Below are 17,842 nucleotides of genomic sequence, written 5' to 3'. Positions count from 1 at the left end.
AATGACTCCCCTTTTCTAAATAGCTCTACGAGAAAAGCATAGTAATATCTTTCTCGCCTTACACCCATCCTATCTGCAGATTGTAAACTGAAGTTAAACGCGCCGATCAGACAATACTGCCTTGTCATTTCCCATCCTGCGGGAATAGTCAAAGGCCAAAATAACGCCCGTTACACTTAGCGTTTGTACCTTCTACGCACGCGTTCACGCATTTTTTGTCGCTTATCGTCTCAAACATAAATAAAACCCAAAATAATGTAAAAAAGTAAAAAAGGGTGTTTGTATCCCTTTTCAACACGTGTTACAGTGATAGAAGGGCCTACTATTGGCCACTCTACTCCATGCAAGATATTTAGTGAGAAAGGAGTGAACCATTTGCGAAAAGGCGTTATTCCATCTTCTATCACGTCTTTAAAATGGTTCAATTTTTTTGTATATGGAACCATGGTCCTCTTCACCAGCTTCTTTCAACTATACCTGCTGGATGTAGGGATGAACAAATTAGAGATTGGTGTCTTATTCTCTATGGGAGCGCTAGTATCCATATTTGCAAATCCATTTTGGGCGTTCTTAACAGACCGTTCTCAGAATATACGGCGTATCGTTTTGCTAATGTTATTCGGAACGCTAGTGTTCTCACAGTTTATGTTTCGAGCAAATACATATGAAACGATCTACAACGCCATTATTTTGTTCTATTTCTTCCAAGGACCACTATTTGCTCAAAGCAACACGATGATTCTCAGCTATATTGACGGAACTAATCAGCGCTTCCGTTCTTTCCGGCTTTGGGGTTCAATAGGGTGGGCACTGATTGCGATTGTCGCCGGCTTTATCCTGGATTGGGCTGATGTATCCATCTTGACCTATCTGCTTACAGCGTTACTAGGTGCATCAATCCTATCCGTTCTTGTATTGCCTAAAATTAACCATACCATTATGAGAGCTCCGATGCCGTATAAGGGCTTAAGTAAGTTGATTTTCAATCCTTTTTTCTTGTGCTTTTTATTGTTTGGTATTCTGGTATCCATTCCAAACACTATGAACACCACATTTATATCCTTGTATATTACGGATCTGGGCGGCTCAAAAAAAATGATCGGTCTTGCCGTATTCCTCTCCTCCATTTTGGAGGTAGGCGTATTCGTTCTCTGTGACCGGTTCCTGAAACGTAAAATTTCTGTTCTGCTCGGCTGGCTTGCATTGGTCAGTGGTTTGTTCGTTTTGCGTTGGTGGTTTATGGCTGATGCGACTACTGCCCTTCAAGTGGTGTTCATTCAAATTTTACACTGCATAACGTTCGGCGGCTTTTTCTATGTAGGTACCCAATTGACGATGCTCCTGATTCCACGGCCTTATCGCTCTTCCGGACAAGCGCTCTACACCCTAAGCTGGAGTGGGATATCCGGTTTCATTGGAGGTATTCTCGGAGGTTGGATGTATCAGTATCTGGGTGCACAAAGCATGTATCAGACGGGTGTATTTTTGACGCTTATTGGAACGCTTGGCTTTGGTTTCATGTGGCTCTTTGTTAGCCGTGGAGGGTATCGCCCCCCTTCAGAGGAAGATGAAGAGATCTTCGACATCGAAGCATTATAATTCAACAAAAAGCAGGCTCAAACGTACCTATTCGGGACGTTTGAGCCTGCTTTTTGGTGTTACCTTGATTAATTTATCTATTTAGCCTTGTTTAGGAGGCTGAAATGAACTCTTCAGTGAAACGATAAGATTGAATACGAGATGTCCAGGCGCCGAATATTTGCTATCCACATTAAAATAGCCATGACGGAAGAACTGGAATTTATCCTGAGCCACGCTATCCTTAAGCGCAGGTTCAACAAACCCTTGCAGGATTTCTATGGACTTAGGATTAAGCTGATCTAAGAAGCTAGGCTCCGATTTCTCTACCGAGGAATCCAAACCTTCAACCTCCACAGCCTCATCCGCTTCTTCAGCAGAAATCAGAGGCTCGTATAGACGGAATTCCGCAGGAACCGCTTGGCTAGCTTCAACCCAGTGCAACGTACCTTTTACCTTGCGGCCTGTAAATCCACTTCCGCTCTTCGTTTCTGGATCATACGTACAATGCAGCTCCACTACCTCGCCATTCTCATCCTTAATAACCTCATTACATTTGATGAAATAAGCATGCTTCAGACGTACTTCATTACCAGGGAACAACCGGAAATATTTGTTCGGCGGATTCTCCATAAAGTCATCACGCTCAACATAAATTTCACGCGAGAACGGAATTTGACGTACGCCCATTTCCTCATTCTCTGTATTATTCTCCGCTTCAAGCCATTCTGTTTGACCTTCAGGATAATTGGTGATAACAACCTTAAGCGGTCGTAACACAGCCATAGTACGCGGTACAGTTAGCTTAAGATCCTCACGGATAAAGTGCTCCAGCATTTGCAGGTCCACCAGACCCTGACTCTTAGAGATACCCGCTTCATACACGAATTTACGAATCGCTTCCGGCGTATATCCTCTACGGCGTAGACCAGAAATCGTAGGCATCCGTGGATCATCCCAACCATCCACATGTCCTTCGTCTACAAGCAGCTTCAGCTTACGCTTACTAGTCATCGTTTGAGCCAGATTCAGACGACCAAATTCATATTGATGAGGGACAGCTGGCATCTCACATTCAGCTACAACCCAATCGTAGAATGGACGCTGATCTTCAAATTCGAGCGAGCAAAGGGAGTGAGTAATCCCCTCAATAGCATCTTCTAACGGATGAGCGAAGGTATACATTGGGTAGATACACCATTTATCGCCTGTGTTATGGTGATGTGCATGTGTAATCCGATAAATTACAGGATCACGCAGGTTAATGTTCGGTGACGCCATGTCAATCTTGGCGCGAAGAACCTTCTCACCGTCCTTGAATTCGCCTGCACGCATACGCCGGAACAGATCCAAATTCTCTTCGATACTACGATCACGATGCGGACTGTTCTTTCCTGGTTCCGTCAGCGTTCCACGCAATTGACGAATTTCATCCGCACTGAGGTCATCGACATAGGCTTTGCCCTTTGTAATTAATAATTCGGCACGTTTGTACATTTCCTCAAAATAATCAGATGCAAAACGCAGCTCTTCCCATTCATAACCGAGCCACTTTACATCTTCCTGAATCGAGTTTACATATTCCGTATCCTCTTTAGCCGGATTCGTGTCGTCAAATCTTAGGTTAGTTTTGCCACCGAACTCGTCCGCCAGTGTAAAGTTAATCCAGATCGCCTTGGCATGTCCGATATGTAAATAACCGTTCGGCTCCGGCGGAAAGCGTGTGATAACTTCTTTTACTTTACCGGTACGGAGGTCTTCGGTAATAACATTCTTAATAAAATTGGAGGGGGTGCTACGGTTCTCCACAGCTATCAACCTTTCATTCTGTAGTGTTACACTACTTCTTGTATAAACATGTTTCCTACTAATATACCCGTTAACCGTAGATTGTTCAATAAAAGGGGGCACAAGGGACGGATCATTTTTTAGTGTCTTTAGACCTTTTGACTTCTGTCAGGGCGATAGAGTAGCATGATAATCATAAGAAATAATCCATAATCATACATAAGGCCTTGTGCCAAAAAGGAGGCAACCGCTTGTTTAATTATGTCATCGATGAAGAGCTGATGTTAAAGCCGCTAATGCCAGAGCACGCTCGGCACATGTTCGCGTTAGTAGAGCACTCACGGGAACGACTACGACAATGGCTCCCTTGGGTGGATGCCGTTACGGAACAGGCCCACACTCTAAATTTCATCAAAAATGCGGTTAAACAAAGCACTGACAATGGTGCTTTTACCGCTGGACTATGGGTTCGCGGTGAGCTCGCCGGTGTTATTGGGTATCACCAGATTGACTGGCATAACCGATCTGTTGGGATCGGCTACTGGCTGGGTGAAGGATATGAAGGTAAAGGGTATATGACCAGTGCCTGTCGGGTGCTAGTAGACTATGCACTACTGGAAATGGAGCTGCAGCGTGTAGAAATTCGCTGCGCGACCGGAAATGTTTCCAGCCGGGCGATCCCGGAACGGCTTGGTTTTGTCCTTGAGGGTGTGATTAGACAGTCAGAGAAACTGCCTGACGGCTACGTCAACCATGCCGTATACGGTTTATTACGTAGTGAATGGCAGCTGCTCGGTTAAGTTAGGCTAAGCAAGCAACAAGTATAAGCTCATAAATAGAAATAAACCTGGAAGGCATACGCCTCCAGGCTTATTTTGGTTTTTAGATAGTGTTTAACTCTCCGGCAGACCCAGCTGTTTTCGAAACTTGTTCCGCACTACGGCGGAGAGAGTTCCTAGCTCCGCAAGAGATGCCAGTGCAGCTTCCTCTTGCAGCCCTACTTGCATTAAATGTAGTACATGCGCCACGGACGCACCGCCAGCTCCACTTTCTTTTTTGACAATCGCATCTCCGGTTGAGATCTTTCCTTCACGAAGCACACGCAAGTAAAATCCGCTATATCTAGTGTCCAGCACTTGAGCCGGGAGATCTGCCGGGCCATGCTTTTGTGAGATTTTGAAGCAAGGATAACGTGGCTGGCTGACCTGCAGCACAGTGGTACCTATTTCGTACACATCGCCAATGCACACGTCTGTCTCTAATAAGCCGGCAGTTGTTATATTTTCTCCGAAGGCAGAGTATTCCAGCTTCTTCCCAAGCTGCTGCTCCCAGTAGGAATAGTGCTCGATCGGATAGGCACAAACTGCCTTATCAGGACCGCCGTGATGTTTAAGGTCTGCTTGCCCGTCTCCATCAAATCCGCTCATATGTAGCTGAACTGATCCTTCTACAGGCATTTTATAAATCCCAGTCTCCAAAGGTTTCCCCCGATAATCCACTGTTACCGGCCGCCCCACATTAAGCGAGATAATCTCCATATCCTTCTCCTCCTGTCAGCATGCAGCACATAAAGATTTCATCCACATATCGACCGCCAAGATAAAACTCCTCCCGCAGACGTCCCTCTTCCACAAACCCGCATTTACGATAAAAAGAAAGCGCTGATTCATTACAGGATAATACGCGTAGACGCAGCTTACGAATGGCGTTATCTGCGGCGTGTTCCTTAATAGCCTCTATGAGCTGCCGGCCAATACCTAAACGTTGATAATCCGGATGAACAGCAATATTGACCTCGCACACATGCCTGTTACTCTCCATTCGACTAGGGCAGCCAAACCCAACATATCCGCATAGCTTGTCATCCTTTAGTGCTACTAGCTGCGAACCCGGGGGAGCATTCAGTAGATAATCCTCTTGGGAACGCCACATTAATGGCCCCGGGCTAGTGTTCTCCGTCCAGATCATATGATCCAGATGAATCAGTTCCCGCACGTCTTTAATCTCTGAGAACCTTATTATAAACCTATCTCTGTTGCTAAGTTTCATAAAGATGTACACCCCTTGCCTTGCACCTCTATAGAATTCACAGTAGATCATTTGAATCCACTATGCTCAACTCTCAACTATCCTATTGACCGCTCCAATGAATTTCCTCGGCGGTTGATATACGCATGAACGATAAAGAATCCTACGGACAGCAGTGCCATCGCACATGCCAACCATGCGGTAGGCGCTAAGCCTCCACTATCGTATAACCTACCCATTAAGTATGGTCCAATCACCCTGCCGACTGCCCCCATGCCTCCACTTAGCCCTAAATAAAAAGGAGCACTGCGACCTGCATGATCCGAAATAAAGGAAGGCATGGCCGGAGATATCAGCATTTCCCCAAGCGTAGCGAGTACCATCCCAAGCACTAGACCTGAATAAGTCGGCATCCATAAAAGAACAGCATACCCACCCAAATAAAATAGAGCACTTACTGTCATTTGCGCCGTTGAGGTAGATGCGAACCAGCGTTTAATTACTGTTACGAGCGGCTGAGCTGCAAAAATGAGAATTCCGTTAAGCGTCCAGAGAAAACCATAAGTCTTCTTAGGCCAGCCCTCAGAAATAATGAACGGAGATACCCCTGTATTCCAGATAGAGTTCCCTAATAGTAGGAACATCGAGGCAATACCCATATAAAGATAAATTCGTGTATGCCCCATTAGCTTCCAGGTAGATTGTTTGTCAGGACCAGCCTTCTGGTGTTCTGCGACCTCCTGTGGAGAATCTCCTCCGACTTTCTTGAGATATACAAAAAAGAATACCGCAAATACCGCTGAAGTTACGCCGTTCATCACAAAGCTGAGCATATAAGAAATATCGGCCAAAAAACCACTTAACGCCGTTCCCAGTGCTACACCAATATTATTAGCGACATAAATAACATTAAACAGCTCTCCGCGCTGCTTCGTAAAACGAAAGCCGATAAATGCCTGAATCGCAGGTAAGGACAGTGAATTAAAGAGCCCTACCAGTCCCATCGCGACCATAAATAACGTCCAGTTGTTACTTGCTGCCGGCAAAGTGAACAGAGCAAGTGCATTCATGCCCAGCGCTCCAACAATCAGCCGGTTAACGCCTACCTTATGATAGAGTGAGCCCCCGAGTAGTTGACCCACAATTCCTCCAACTGATTGAATAAGAATCACTAATCCGGCATCCGACATGCTGCGTCCAAGCTCATCAAAAACATACATTGTAACCAATGGCCACATCAGTGCACTACCCGTTGCATTAATAAGACTAGCAATTAAAAATATCTTAACTTCTTTAGGATAATTCTGTAAAAACTTCATAAGTAGTGTACATCCCCTGTAATATATGTGTCATTATTCCATCCAGTATTATCCCAAAACAGGGTTCAGGGCAAGCAGACGCATTGACGTGCTATCGTGATAAAGTCTCAGTATACTTTACCTCTTATTTAGGACTAACTTCTACCGTAGCTGAGAAAAAAGTAGCACCTTTCACGTCCGCAGTCCTCCCTATTTCTGCTATCTATTTATATTTTATAGTTGCCGCTGTCGTCCGTAAAGTAGACTAAACAATAATGAAGTGTTTCGTTATTACAAAGTCGGGGTAATAGAGCCTAGAAACACTCCCCCTTTTAAAATTCGCTGTGCATCCGAATTCGTTCCCCCGAGCTCGGATACATCACGGCGGATTTTATTTGTCTATACAGCAAAAAGCACCCCTCAACTATTCTAAGGAGTGCTCTATAAGATAGGTTTAGGCGTGTTTTTTTACACCGCTGCCGGACATGCTGTCCACGGACTGAATAGATGCAGGCTCTTTGCGCAGGTAAGCCATCCAATAAGCTGCCGCAACAAAGATCGCACCGCCCGTCAAGTTTCCTAGCCATACCGGAACAAAATTGTTGAAGTACTCTCCCCATGAAAAATAACCTTCAAAAATAGCTGCCGGAATTAAGAACATGTTGGCTACAACGTGCTGGAAGCCGATAGCTACAAAAGCCATCGTTGGGAACCAGATACCGAGGATTTTGCCACTGAAGTTATCTGCTCCATAGGAGAGCCATACCGCCAAAGCTACAAGCCAGTTACAACCGATACCGGAAACAAATGCCGGCAAGAAGTCTGCCTCAAGCTTATGTCCTGCCATCTCCACTAATTTTTCCAAATACACACCGTCAGAGGTTAAACCAACCACGTGACCGAAAAAGTAAGCTACAAACAAAGCTCCCGCTAGATTGCTCAGGGTAATCAATACGAGATTCTTAACCACTTCCCAGAAGGATATCTTCTTCGCCATAAAAGCAAGTGGCACAGCCATCATATTGCCTGTCAGCAGTTCTCCCCCTGCAAGCAGTACTAGAATCAATCCAACAGGGAAGACAGCTGCCCCAATAAAGTTAGCGATGGATCCCCATTCATGTGGTGCGCCAGCAATGACGCGAATATCCAGTAAAAATCCGAGCGCGATAAACGCTCCTCCCAAAAAGCCCAGAATTAGTACGGTGCTTAAAGGATTGTGCGCCTTTTTTATGCCGTTCTCGACCGTGACTGCGGCAATCTGCTGCGGTTTATTATAAGCCATGATTCCTATCCCCTTCATCTATTTACTTAAAATTTGTTCCTTTACGACCATTGTAGCGTGTCATAAAACACATTAACGTGATAATTATCACTTAATGAAAAACTAAGTGAAACTTTTCACTGACATGTCAAATTTAACGAAGCGCATCCATAATTACAATTGTAAGAATAGGCTCCATATTATTTTAAAGGTAAATAGTACCAGCATCAATCACAAAAAACCGGAGCCATATATGGCTCCGGTTTACCCAACTTTATTGTTCACATGCAATTAAATTATACGGTTACTGCCTCTTTGCTTGGTACTGATGCCGGTAGCGATTCGAGGCCTACTGTATTCAGGAAGTTCCAAGGCTTGTTGTAATGAGGTTGGAAGAAGAAATCGATAAAGGCAAGCTGATCGATTGTCATTTTATTTTGAATACATACAGATACTGTATTGATCGATTGCGTCAAATCCGTCTTGGACAAGATTTGCGCTCCGAGAATGCGGCGTGTGGCGCGATCAAATACCACTTTTAATTGCACCTGCTCGAAGGTTGGCATAAATTCTGGACGGTAGTTGTCAATAATCATGGTAGTTTCTACGTCCATTCCTTCAGCCTTAGCCCCTTCTTCAGTAAGACCGGTAGCAGCGATATTATCTTCATAAATCTTAATGCCCGAAGTCCCTTGAGTACCCATATAAGGAATCGTCTCTTTCACTAAGTTACGTGCGACCAAAGTGCCCATCCGTACGGCATTGGTTGCCAGTGGAATATAAGCGTGCTTACCTGTAGGGTTGTAATGAATCGCGCAGCTGTCACCAGCGGCATACACATCTGGGCAACTAGTCTGCATATAATCATTAACCAGAATTGCGCCATTTGGCAGCATATCCACTTGACCTTTTAACAGCTCAGTATTCGGACGGAAGCCGATGCAGAGAATTACAAGATCCGCCTCATGCTCCCCTTCGCTTGTGATAACCTTGGTAACTTTACCACCTTCACCAGCAAAAGAACTTACCTTCTCATTCAGCGCTAATTTAATACCATGATCCTTAAAGGATTGTTCGATCGGCGCAGTAAACTCTGGGTCCAAATATTTATTCAAAATACGATCTTCACCATCAATCAGCGTAACTTGCTTTCCGTTCATTTGGAAGGCTTCCACCAACTCAACGCCGATATATCCAGCGCCTACGACTGTGATTTTATTCGCTTGTTTAGCTTTTTCTATAATGGTATTGGAATGATCATAGTTCTTGCAAAGCAAGACGCCTTCCAGCTCAATCCCTTCGAGCTTTGGTACAATCGGCCATGATCCCGTAGTCATAATCAGCTTATCGTAGGTATCGTCAAACTCCTGTCCGGTTACCAAATTGCGAACACGCAATGTTTTGGACTTCGTATCCACAACGGTCACTTCATGACGCATGTTGGTTTTTACACCAAGCTCAGCAAGCTTCTCAGGGGAAGAATAGAACAGCCCGTGTGGGTCCTTGACCACTCCACCTACGTATAAAGCAATTCCACAAGATAAGAAAGAAATATTATCATTACGCTCATAAACCGTAATCTCGGCTTCCGGGTGAAGCTTGGCAGTATTTACAATTGCGGCAGTTCCGGCATGTGTACATCCAATGACAGCTACTTTCATTATTTTCTTCCTCCTTCAAATGGACAACCTGGTTATATATTCGAATTGCTTGACTGACCAAATTAGATATCTGATCACCGATAAGTTAGTTGTGATTTATTTCACTTTATAAACTGATTATATTGTGATATTTATCACATTACAAGTCTTTTCGCCTATATTCTCAGATTGTTCACAATTTTAAGCATTTTCCGTCACTGCTGCAGATTGCGACCTCGTTAGCTTTGCCATGGGCGTAGGACATTATGTTCTGCCCCCTCAGGATATACTTTCTTAATACGCGCAAAAAAGGCTTCCCCCTAAACCAACAGGGAAAAGCCTGATCATAAACTGAGTCTACACCAAACCGTGAATCACGCCATCCTCATCCATCCATAGTGCCTCAGCAGCTGGCTTAGCCGGTAGACCTGGCATCGTAACGATATTGCCCGTAATCACTACAGCAAACCCTGCACCGAGCGAAAGGGTAATATCACGGATACCTACCGTGAAACCTTCTGGAGCGCCAAGCAATCTAGGCTGATCTGAGAAGGAATAAGGGGTCTTCGCCATACATACTTGAAGATCATTTAACCCAAGACGCTCAATCACCGCTAGGCTGCGTTTGGCCGCAGGGGAAAAGTTAACCTCCGCACCACGGTAAATTTCGCGAACAATCTTGGTGATTTTGGAAGAGATGTCGAGTTCATTCTCATACAAAGGAGCAAAACGTTCAGTGTCGCTATGATCCAGAAGTTTCTTTAATTCCGAAGCCAACTCTTGTCCGCCCGCACTACCTTCTGCCCATACCTTGGATATTGCCGCAGGAACGTTCAATCGGCGACATGCCTCCACAACGTCATTAATCTCCTCTGGGCTATCGCCTTCAAAATGATTAATGGCAACAAGAACAGGTACCCCAAATTTGCCGAGATTCTCTACATGACGCTCCAAATTAGACAATCCAGAGTGCAGTGCCGTCCGGTTCTCCGTTTGGAGCTCATTCTTAGGTACACCACCGTTATATTTCAAGGATTTCACCGTCACGACAAGCACTGCCGCTGAAGGGGTTAGACCCGCTTGCCGGCATTTGATATCCATGAATTTCTCTGCACCAAGGTCCGCTCCGAAGCCTGCTTCCGTAACCACAACATCTCCCAGCTTGAGTGCATAACGAGTACCGATAACACTACTGCAGCCATGGGCAATATTCGCAAATGGACCACCGTGTACAATAACAGGAGTGCCCTCCAAGGTCTGCACCAGATTAGGCTTAACTGCTTCCTTCAGCAGCGCTGTCATCGCTTCAACTGCCCCTATTTGCTCGGCCGTTACAGGCTGTCCCTCTTGGTCATACCCAATCAAAATACGGTTCAGACGCTTTTTGAGATCACTCAGATTATCGCATAGGCATAATACAGCCATAATCTCAGAAGCTGTTGTAATCTGAAATCCACTTTCCCGCACGGCTCCATTTCCATCTCCGAGCCCTGTCACTATATTCCGCAGACTGCGATCATTCATATCCATCACGCGTTTCCAAACGATACGCTGCGGATCAAGACCCAGCTCATTACCTTGGAAGATATGATTGTCAATCATCGCAGACAATAAATTATGTGCAGAAGTCACCGCATGAATATCACCCGTAAAGTGCAAATTAATCTCATCTGCCGGAATGATCTGTGACTTGCCGCCGCCCGTGGCACCGCCTTTCATGCCTAAGCATGGTCCGAGGGATGGTTCGCGCAAGGCAGCCACGGTCTTTACTCCTGCTGCGTTCAATGCCTGTGCCAGCCCAATGGTTGTTAAGGTCTTCCCTTCGCCAGCAGGGGTTGGATTCACCGCAGTGACCAATACCAGCTTGCCATCTGGTTTGTTCTTCATGTCTTCCCATAAGGACGGTGAAAGTTTACTTTTATATTTGCCGTATAGTTCCAGATGCTCTTCGCCAATTCCCGCTTGTGCTGCTACCTCTGTAATTAACTTCATGCTTGTATTGAACCCTCCTGCCGTTATTATCCTGCTGTATTCCACGCTTTATGCATATTTTGCATGGGCATTACATTCTCTTCAAAGAATACATGGTCTCTGTAAAGCGTCAAGTATAATTTATCACAACAAAATTTAAGGCGCCTATTCTATATTCCTATGTAAAAAAAGAAAATCCCGTCGAGGCTCGGCCAAAGACCGAGGTCGAAAGGATACTTGTAAAATAACAATTCATCAGTCCCTAAATGATCTACAGTAAGGACTCAATCTGTTTTGTCATCATTTCTGGCGATTCCTTTGGCTCCACACGAGCTACTACATTACCGCCACGATCAATTAGAAACTTCGTGAAATTCCAGCTGATATCACTGCTGTCGCCAGTACCCGGCTGCTGCTCTTTTAAATAATTGAAAAGAGGGCTGGCATCCGGTCCATTCACATCCACTTTGGCAAACACAGGAAAGGTAACGCCATAATTAATCTGACAGAATTCTTCTGCCTCTTCACTTGTACCCGGCTCCTGACCCGCAAATTGGTTGCAGGGGAATCCTAATACTACAAGTCCCTGATCCCTATACTGCTCGTATAGCTTCTGGAGATCCCCATACTGCGGTGTAAGTCCGCATTTACTAGCCGTATTGGCAATCAGCACTACCTTACCTTCATACTCTGTAAATGACACTTCTTTACCCGAAGGCGTAACGCCGGAAAAATTGTAGATCGACATCCTAATTCCCCTTCCTTCCATGTACTTAGACTACACTACGTATCTTACCCGAATTGTAACAGAATGCAACTTATCGACACTTTCTGTAAACACTAAGAACAAGTAAAAACGCCTTCGGCGTCCCTAAAGGACGGTAAGCGTTTATGCGAGAAATATGAGGATAAAGTATAGTGTGAAACTTATAATTTCTTATATTTAAAAAAAGCAGTCCTATGTATTTCTTAGGACTGCTCTCTATCACTCTGTTATTTGGATACTGGTACGACATCATAATATTCTTCCAGCGTAATCCCTTTATCCGCAATATAAGTAGCTATATCCTTGCCCACATAACGGATATGCCAAGGCTCATACTTATATCCTGTAATGTCCTGCTTTCCTTCTGGAAAGCGGATGATATAACCATATTCGGTTGCATGCTGCGCTAGCCACTCCGCTTCCTTCGTTCCACCAAAACAGCTCTCCGCAGCACATTTTCCGTCACTTCCTGAGACATCGATAGCAAGCCCTGTCTGATGCTCGCTATAGCCAGGCACGGCACTGTAAGTACGAGCCAGTTCTTCTCCGTCTTTCTCAACATAACGATTGAACAGCCTTGTTTGGGTTTCCTTAGAACGGTAGGCCGAAACGCCAGCCAAGTAAATCCCGTCTTCCTCTGCGCCTGCGAACAGTTTCTCTAATGCTTCGGCAGCTTCCTTACGCATCATACGCTTCTCGATTTTCTCTTTAAATGTAAAACGCACTTCCGGGTAGACTAGATCCGTTGGCTTATAGTTCTCCGGCAGTCCATACTCCTTATTCACCATCACAGCTATGCTGTCAGGCTCTTTAAAAGAATCATCAGTGCTATTTCCCTTGCCGTTACTATCTGGTTCGGACGGATCAGAGGGATCCGTTGTATTAGATGGGTTAGCTACCACTGGGTCTGTTATGCCCTCTTCGGTGCTATTTCCATCTTCACCAGGCTCAGCTTGAAGATCATCCTGCACATTTATATTGGAACCGCTACTATCTGAAGCAGAAGGAGAAGGCGTCGTATACTTCCCAATCCCCCACCCAACAGCAATAACGACAATTAACAAGATTATTATTTTAAATTTTTTAGACATCTGCAAGATCTTCCTCCTCGAAGTCGAAACACTCTATTTATCTATTAGACAAGCTTTCCTTCAAAAATGTTACACTAAGATCCTTTTTTAGACAAATATCGCTCGGATAATTGTGCCTACAAAATAAAGTTACCATAGGGAGTTAGCTTGTCCGCTAACTTCCCTATGGTAACAAGTTTTAGTTATGAAATTCCACTCACATTATCTGGATGTGCCTCTGCCGCCGCTTTTAAAGCCGCCGGAGCTGCCGCGTCCACCCCGTGAGGAACCCGTATTTCCGCTGTTGCGGCCGCCTTTACCAGCGCCACCCTTGGCACCGCTATAGCCGCCTTTGCTACCTTTACCACCTTTGCCGCCGCCTCTAGACGGACCCGTACCGTAGCCGCTGCCTAAGCCGCCTCGTGGTGTGCCGCCAACGTAAGCGCCGCCGTCTGCACCTCTGGCTACATTCTCGCTGTAGCCAGTGCTTGGGCCGCCCTTCCGGTTCGCACCGCGCGAACCGGCACTGCTAGGCGCTGCTGCGTTGCCGCTAGCTGGCGCATCGCCTCTGGAGGCGAAGGCGCCATAGCCGCCGCCTACTCGTACTACACCGGCAGCCTTGCCGCCGCCCTTAGGTGCAGCAGCGTCAAAGCCGCTGCCGCCACGCTTGCCAGCCGCCGCATCAGAACGACCGCCGCGGCGACCTTCTGCAGGCGCGCCCCAGCCGCCTGCTTCCTTACCGCGGCCGCGGCCACCTTGCCGCGCTCCACCTTCGCCGCGCGGAGCACCGCCGCGGCCAGAGCCGCCGGTCTTCGGTCCGCGGCCCGTGCGCGCTGCCTCAGCGCCGCCGCTTTGACGACCGCCGTGGCGTCCGCCGCCTTGTACTGCAACGAATTCGCCAACGCCGAATTCATCCTTGTCGTAACGACGGCGATCCAGGCGCTGCGAAATGCCGTGCTCGATCAAGTCTAGTCCATCTTGCTCACGTGGAGAAGTGAACGTAATTGCTAGCCCTTTGCCTCCGGCACGGCCTGTCCGGCCGATCCGGTGAATATAGCTATCCACATCAAGTGGCATATCGTAGTTAAAGATATGAGTGATACCTTCGACATCCAGCCCCCGAGCCGCTACATCTGTGGCTACAAGAAGCTGCAGCTTCGCATCACGGAATCTCTTCATTACACCTTCGCGTTTACCTTGAGACAAATCACCGTGCAGCTCATCACAATCATAACCTGCTGCTTGGAGTGCTTCGTTCAGCTTGGACACCCGACGTTTGGTCCGGCAGAAAATAATAGCCAAGTAAGGACGATCCCGTTCAATCAATGTTTTGAGTGCCTCTTCTTTATTACGATCCGAGACTTCCACGACTTGCTGTTTGATATTATCCAGCGGAATCGGAGAACCACTCTTAATAATGATATCCAGAGGCTCTTTCATGTAATTAGCTGCGAGACGTTTAATCGGATCTGGCATCGTCGCAGAGAACAACATCGTTTGACGGCGATAAGGAACAGCCGTAATAATGGTCTCTACATCCTCCAAGAATCCCATATGCAGCATTTGATCCGCTTCGTCCAGAACGAGCATCTTAACGCCACTAAGATCGAGCGTCTCCCGGCGCATATGATCTAGCAGTCTGCCCGGTGTACCGATAATAAGATGTCTGCCACCTTCGAGCTTACGCAGCTGCTTTTCAACATCCTGACCACCATAAACAGCCAAGATTTTAATATCCGTATGACGCGCCAGCTTACGTGCCTCTTCTGTAATCTGCAAAGCCAACTCACGTGTTGGGGCCATAATTAGCGCCTGCGGATAAGCTCGCTCCGTGTGGATCTTGTCCATAATTGGCAGCAAGAAAGCTAATGTCTTCCCTGTACCTGTCTTCGCTCTTGCAATTACATCCAGACCCTGCACCAATGGCGGTATTGCTTCCTGTTGCACTGGTGTAGGCTTAACAATGCCTTGACCTTGAAGCAATGTACACAGTAATTCTGAAACACCTAATTCTTTAAATCCCGGCAAATTCTCCACCTCACTATTTTCTCAGTTAAATTTGATTACATCTCTTACTTAACTTCCGTCTTCCAAAGCCCTATTCAGGCAGCCCCTACCCGACTGTCCTTTTGGGGGCGTATGCTTCCGATTCAGCTATATTCAAACAAAAGCGGAAGAACCCCGTCACCGGCATTCTTCCGTCCCATGTATCCCTTGACCCGTTAAAAGAGTGCGGTCAAAGTTCGGTTTCTGGGCAGCAGCGATCCACCGGACGTTTAGACGGCACTCCATTTGCGTTCCATTCCACTTTATACAATAGAAGTAAAGTTAAGCTTAGAAAGTTATCTTTTATATTGTACTTGATAGAACGGCATTTGTGTGAAACTGCAGAATAATAATTATTCTATCCTGTAGTTGTAGGTTAGAACCTTCCCGATTTAAAAATCGCAAAGATCAACCATAAGAACATCAGAAGCGCTACTACGCCGCCAATCTCCACTGTAGGGAAATTCCATAACACTGAAGGCTGACCGCGCATCGCAGTTCCAATAATGAGTCCAACCATGATAATGCTGAACGCAAGCATCACAATACTAAACGCTAAGCGGTTCCCAACCCGGTCCAGCTTTCGCTCCAAATGCTCCAGCTCAGGTGCCACAATCTCTACCTTTAGCTTTCCCTTACTAATTAGCGCGGATAACTGCCTTGCCTGCCCAGGCAGCTCTAGAAGACTCTCCGTTAAATCGGCTACGCCGCCAAGGAACTTGCGCTGCAATCGGGGACCACTAAATCGCTGCTTCACAAGTTCCCGTCCAAAAGGCTCTGCCATCTCTAAAATGCTAATCGTTGGATCCAAGTTGCTGATGACACCCTCAAGCGTCAGCATCGTCTTACCAAGCATCGTTAGATCCGGGGGAAGGACTAATCGATGCTTGCGAGCAATGCCAAACAGATCATTTAGCGCTTTACCTATGCTCATCTTACTAAACGGAACATCATAATACTCTTCGCGAAGTCGATCCATATCATTATGCAATGCCGCTCGATCAGCATCCTCAGGGATGACTCCGAGACGCAAAATTGCCCGGACCATCGCATCCGTATTCTTGCGCATTAGTGCGATGACAAGCGCAGACAGCTGCTCTTTCATCTCTTCGTTCAGCCGCCCCATCATGCCAAAATCAATCAAAGCCAGCTTCCCATCAGCCATTCTCATAACATTCCCTGGATGCGGATCTGCATGAAAAAAGCCATGAATGAAAATTTGTCTTAGCATCATTTCCACGAGCTGCTGAGCAATAACCTTAAGCTTAACGCCGCTACTCAGTAGTTCATCGCGACGACTTAGCGTAATCCCTACCACATATTCCATCGTCAGCACTCGTGCTGACGTATAGTCCCAATAAATATCCGGGATGTATACTCCGTCATAATCCATCTGTTGAGCAATTTTCTCTGCATTGCGTCCTTCTTGGCCGTAATCCAGCTCGCCAAGCAGAGATTTCGAGAATTCCTCTACCATACGGGACAACTGATATTGCCTCGCCCAGCCTAGCTGCTTCTCAGCAAGGGCGCTCAGATCTTTGAGAATTTCCAAATCCCTACTCATCGTTCGCAGTATGCCAGGGCGCTGAACTTTAACAGCCACGACCTGCCCACTGTGAAGAACAGCTCTATGCACTTGACCGATCGACGCAGCCGCAAGAGGAGTATCCTCAAAGGAATTAAAGATTTCATCCATCCGTTGATCGAGTTCATGCTCCACAATCGTGCGCACGCGCTCCACAGGGAACGGGGGCACATTATCCTGTAGTTTTACCAATTCTTGAATAATAGAATCAGGCAGCAGATCCGAACGTGTACTGGCGAGTTGTCCAAGCTTTATAAAGGTTGGGCCCAAATCCTCCAATACGAGCCGAATCCGCTCCCCGAGCGTAAGGCTTGTATGAGCTTCTTGCGTTACAAGACGGCGTGGAAGGGATAATAAATGATAGAGCCCCAGCTCCTCCACCATATAGCCAAAACCATGGTGCATAAGCGCCATGGCAATGGACCGGTATCGTCCGGCATGTCTGATACGTACTGCCATTTAGTCCGTACGCGTTTCCGCCGATGTTCCTTCTAGATGGGAAATGCCCTCCAGCTCGGCCAATCGACGCTCCAACACAGCAATTCGGCCTTCCAGCTCGTCAATATCACTTTGTACAGGAACCTTCATTTCCTTCAACACGCGTTGTACTTGTTCTTGTACAACAGACTTGAGCATACCTCGCTCTTCCTCACCGCGTTCAATCAGACGGTCAACTAGGGCCTTAGACTCCGAAGGAGCAAGCTCCCCACGCTTCACTAGTTCCTCAACAACCTTTTCTACTTTTTCCTTACTAACAATGGTGAGGCCCACTCCTAAAGAGATCGCTTTTTTAAACAAATCACTCATAGTA

The 17,842-nt window shown here is 46.4% G+C and carries 14 protein-coding genes; 2 read left to right on the top strand and 12 right to left on the bottom strand.

The genetic code is table 11. The features are described 5' to 3' along the window. Positions 1 to 366: 366 nt before the first annotated feature. A complete protein-coding gene (locus MKX35_RS05135) occupies positions 367 to 1,599 on the top strand; it encodes an MFS transporter (protein WP_371915739.1) in 1,233 nt (410 codons plus the stop codon). Positions 1,600 to 1,680: 81 nt separating this feature from the next. Here the strand turns inward: MKX35_RS05135 and MKX35_RS05130 are convergent, their stop codons facing one another. Then, positions 1,681 to 3,387 carry a glutamine--tRNA ligase/YqeY domain fusion protein gene (locus MKX35_RS05130; RefSeq protein ID WP_076285634.1) on the bottom strand — a complete coding sequence of 569 codons (1,707 nt, stop codon included), beginning with the start codon at positions 3,385 to 3,387 and terminating at the stop codon, positions 1,681 to 1,683. A gap of 230 nt (positions 3,388 to 3,617) precedes the next feature. Between MKX35_RS05130 and MKX35_RS05125 the strand changes: the two genes are divergently transcribed. After that, a complete protein-coding gene (locus MKX35_RS05125) occupies positions 3,618 to 4,166 on the top strand; it encodes a GNAT family N-acetyltransferase (protein ID WP_076285633.1) in 549 nt (182 codons plus the stop codon). A 93-nt stretch (positions 4,167 to 4,259) separates the two neighbouring features. Here the strand turns inward: MKX35_RS05125 and MKX35_RS05120 are convergent, their stop codons facing one another. The 11 genes from MKX35_RS05120 to MKX35_RS05070 form a co-directional block, all read right to left on the bottom strand. Continuing rightward, on the bottom strand, positions 4,260 to 4,904 hold the full coding sequence (locus MKX35_RS05120) for an MOSC domain-containing protein (RefSeq protein WP_076297926.1): 645 nt from the start codon (positions 4,902 to 4,904) through the stop codon (positions 4,260 to 4,262). Then, positions 4,885 to 5,415: a GNAT family N-acetyltransferase gene (locus tag MKX35_RS05115; protein ID WP_076297927.1), complete on the bottom strand. Its 531-nt coding sequence runs from the start codon at positions 5,413 to 5,415 to the stop codon at positions 4,885 to 4,887. Before MKX35_RS05115 ends, MKX35_RS05120 begins: the two co-directional genes overlap by 20 nt. 77 nt (positions 5,416 to 5,492) lie before the next feature. Further along, positions 5,493 to 6,713 carry an MFS transporter gene (locus MKX35_RS05110; RefSeq protein ID WP_076297928.1) on the bottom strand — a complete coding sequence of 407 codons (1,221 nt, stop codon included), beginning with the start codon at positions 6,711 to 6,713 and terminating at the stop codon, positions 5,493 to 5,495. Positions 6,714 to 7,146: 433 nt separating this feature from the next. After that, a complete protein-coding gene (locus MKX35_RS05105) occupies positions 7,147 to 7,974 on the bottom strand; it encodes a formate/nitrite transporter family protein (RefSeq protein WP_042192534.1) in 828 nt (275 codons plus the stop codon). 275 nt (positions 7,975 to 8,249) lie between these two features. Further along, the gene (locus MKX35_RS05100; RefSeq protein ID WP_076297929.1) at positions 8,250 to 9,614 is read right to left on the bottom strand and encodes an FAD-dependent oxidoreductase; all 1,365 of its coding nucleotides are present in this window, start codon (positions 9,612 to 9,614) and stop codon (positions 8,250 to 8,252) included. 336 nt (positions 9,615 to 9,950) lie between these two features. Beyond that, the gene (locus MKX35_RS05095; protein ID WP_076297930.1) at positions 9,951 to 11,585 is read right to left on the bottom strand and encodes a formate--tetrahydrofolate ligase; all 1,635 of its coding nucleotides are present in this window, start codon (positions 11,583 to 11,585) and stop codon (positions 9,951 to 9,953) included. A 250-nt stretch (positions 11,586 to 11,835) separates the two neighbouring features. After that, positions 11,836 to 12,312 carry a glutathione peroxidase gene (locus MKX35_RS05090; protein WP_076297931.1) on the bottom strand — a complete coding sequence of 159 codons (477 nt, stop codon included), beginning with the start codon at positions 12,310 to 12,312 and terminating at the stop codon, positions 11,836 to 11,838. Between the two features lie 245 nt (positions 12,313 to 12,557). Then, a complete protein-coding gene (locus MKX35_RS05085) occupies positions 12,558 to 13,421 on the bottom strand; it encodes a M15 family metallopeptidase (protein ID WP_076285628.1) in 864 nt (287 codons plus the stop codon). Positions 13,422 to 13,622: 201 nt separating this feature from the next. Beyond that, positions 13,623 to 15,428, bottom strand: a complete 1,806-nt coding sequence (locus MKX35_RS05080; RefSeq protein WP_076297932.1) for a DEAD/DEAH box helicase — start codon at positions 15,426 to 15,428, stop codon at positions 13,623 to 13,625. Between the two features lie 394 nt (positions 15,429 to 15,822). Then, a complete protein-coding gene (locus tag MKX35_RS05075; protein ID WP_076285626.1) occupies positions 15,823 to 17,490 on the bottom strand; it encodes an ABC1 kinase family protein in 1,668 nt (555 codons plus the stop codon). Beyond that, on the bottom strand, positions 17,491 to 17,838 hold the full coding sequence (locus MKX35_RS05070) for a phasin family protein (RefSeq protein ID WP_042131416.1): 348 nt from the start codon (positions 17,836 to 17,838) through the stop codon (positions 17,491 to 17,493). Positions 17,839 to 17,842 lie beyond the last annotated feature (4 nt).

This window comes from Paenibacillus sp. FSL R5-0923, from assembly GCF_038009145.1.
In the GTDB taxonomy this organism is placed as follows: domain Bacteria; phylum Bacillota; class Bacilli; order Paenibacillales; family Paenibacillaceae; genus Paenibacillus_AQ.
This window is presented reverse-complemented; position numbering and strand designations above follow the sequence as displayed.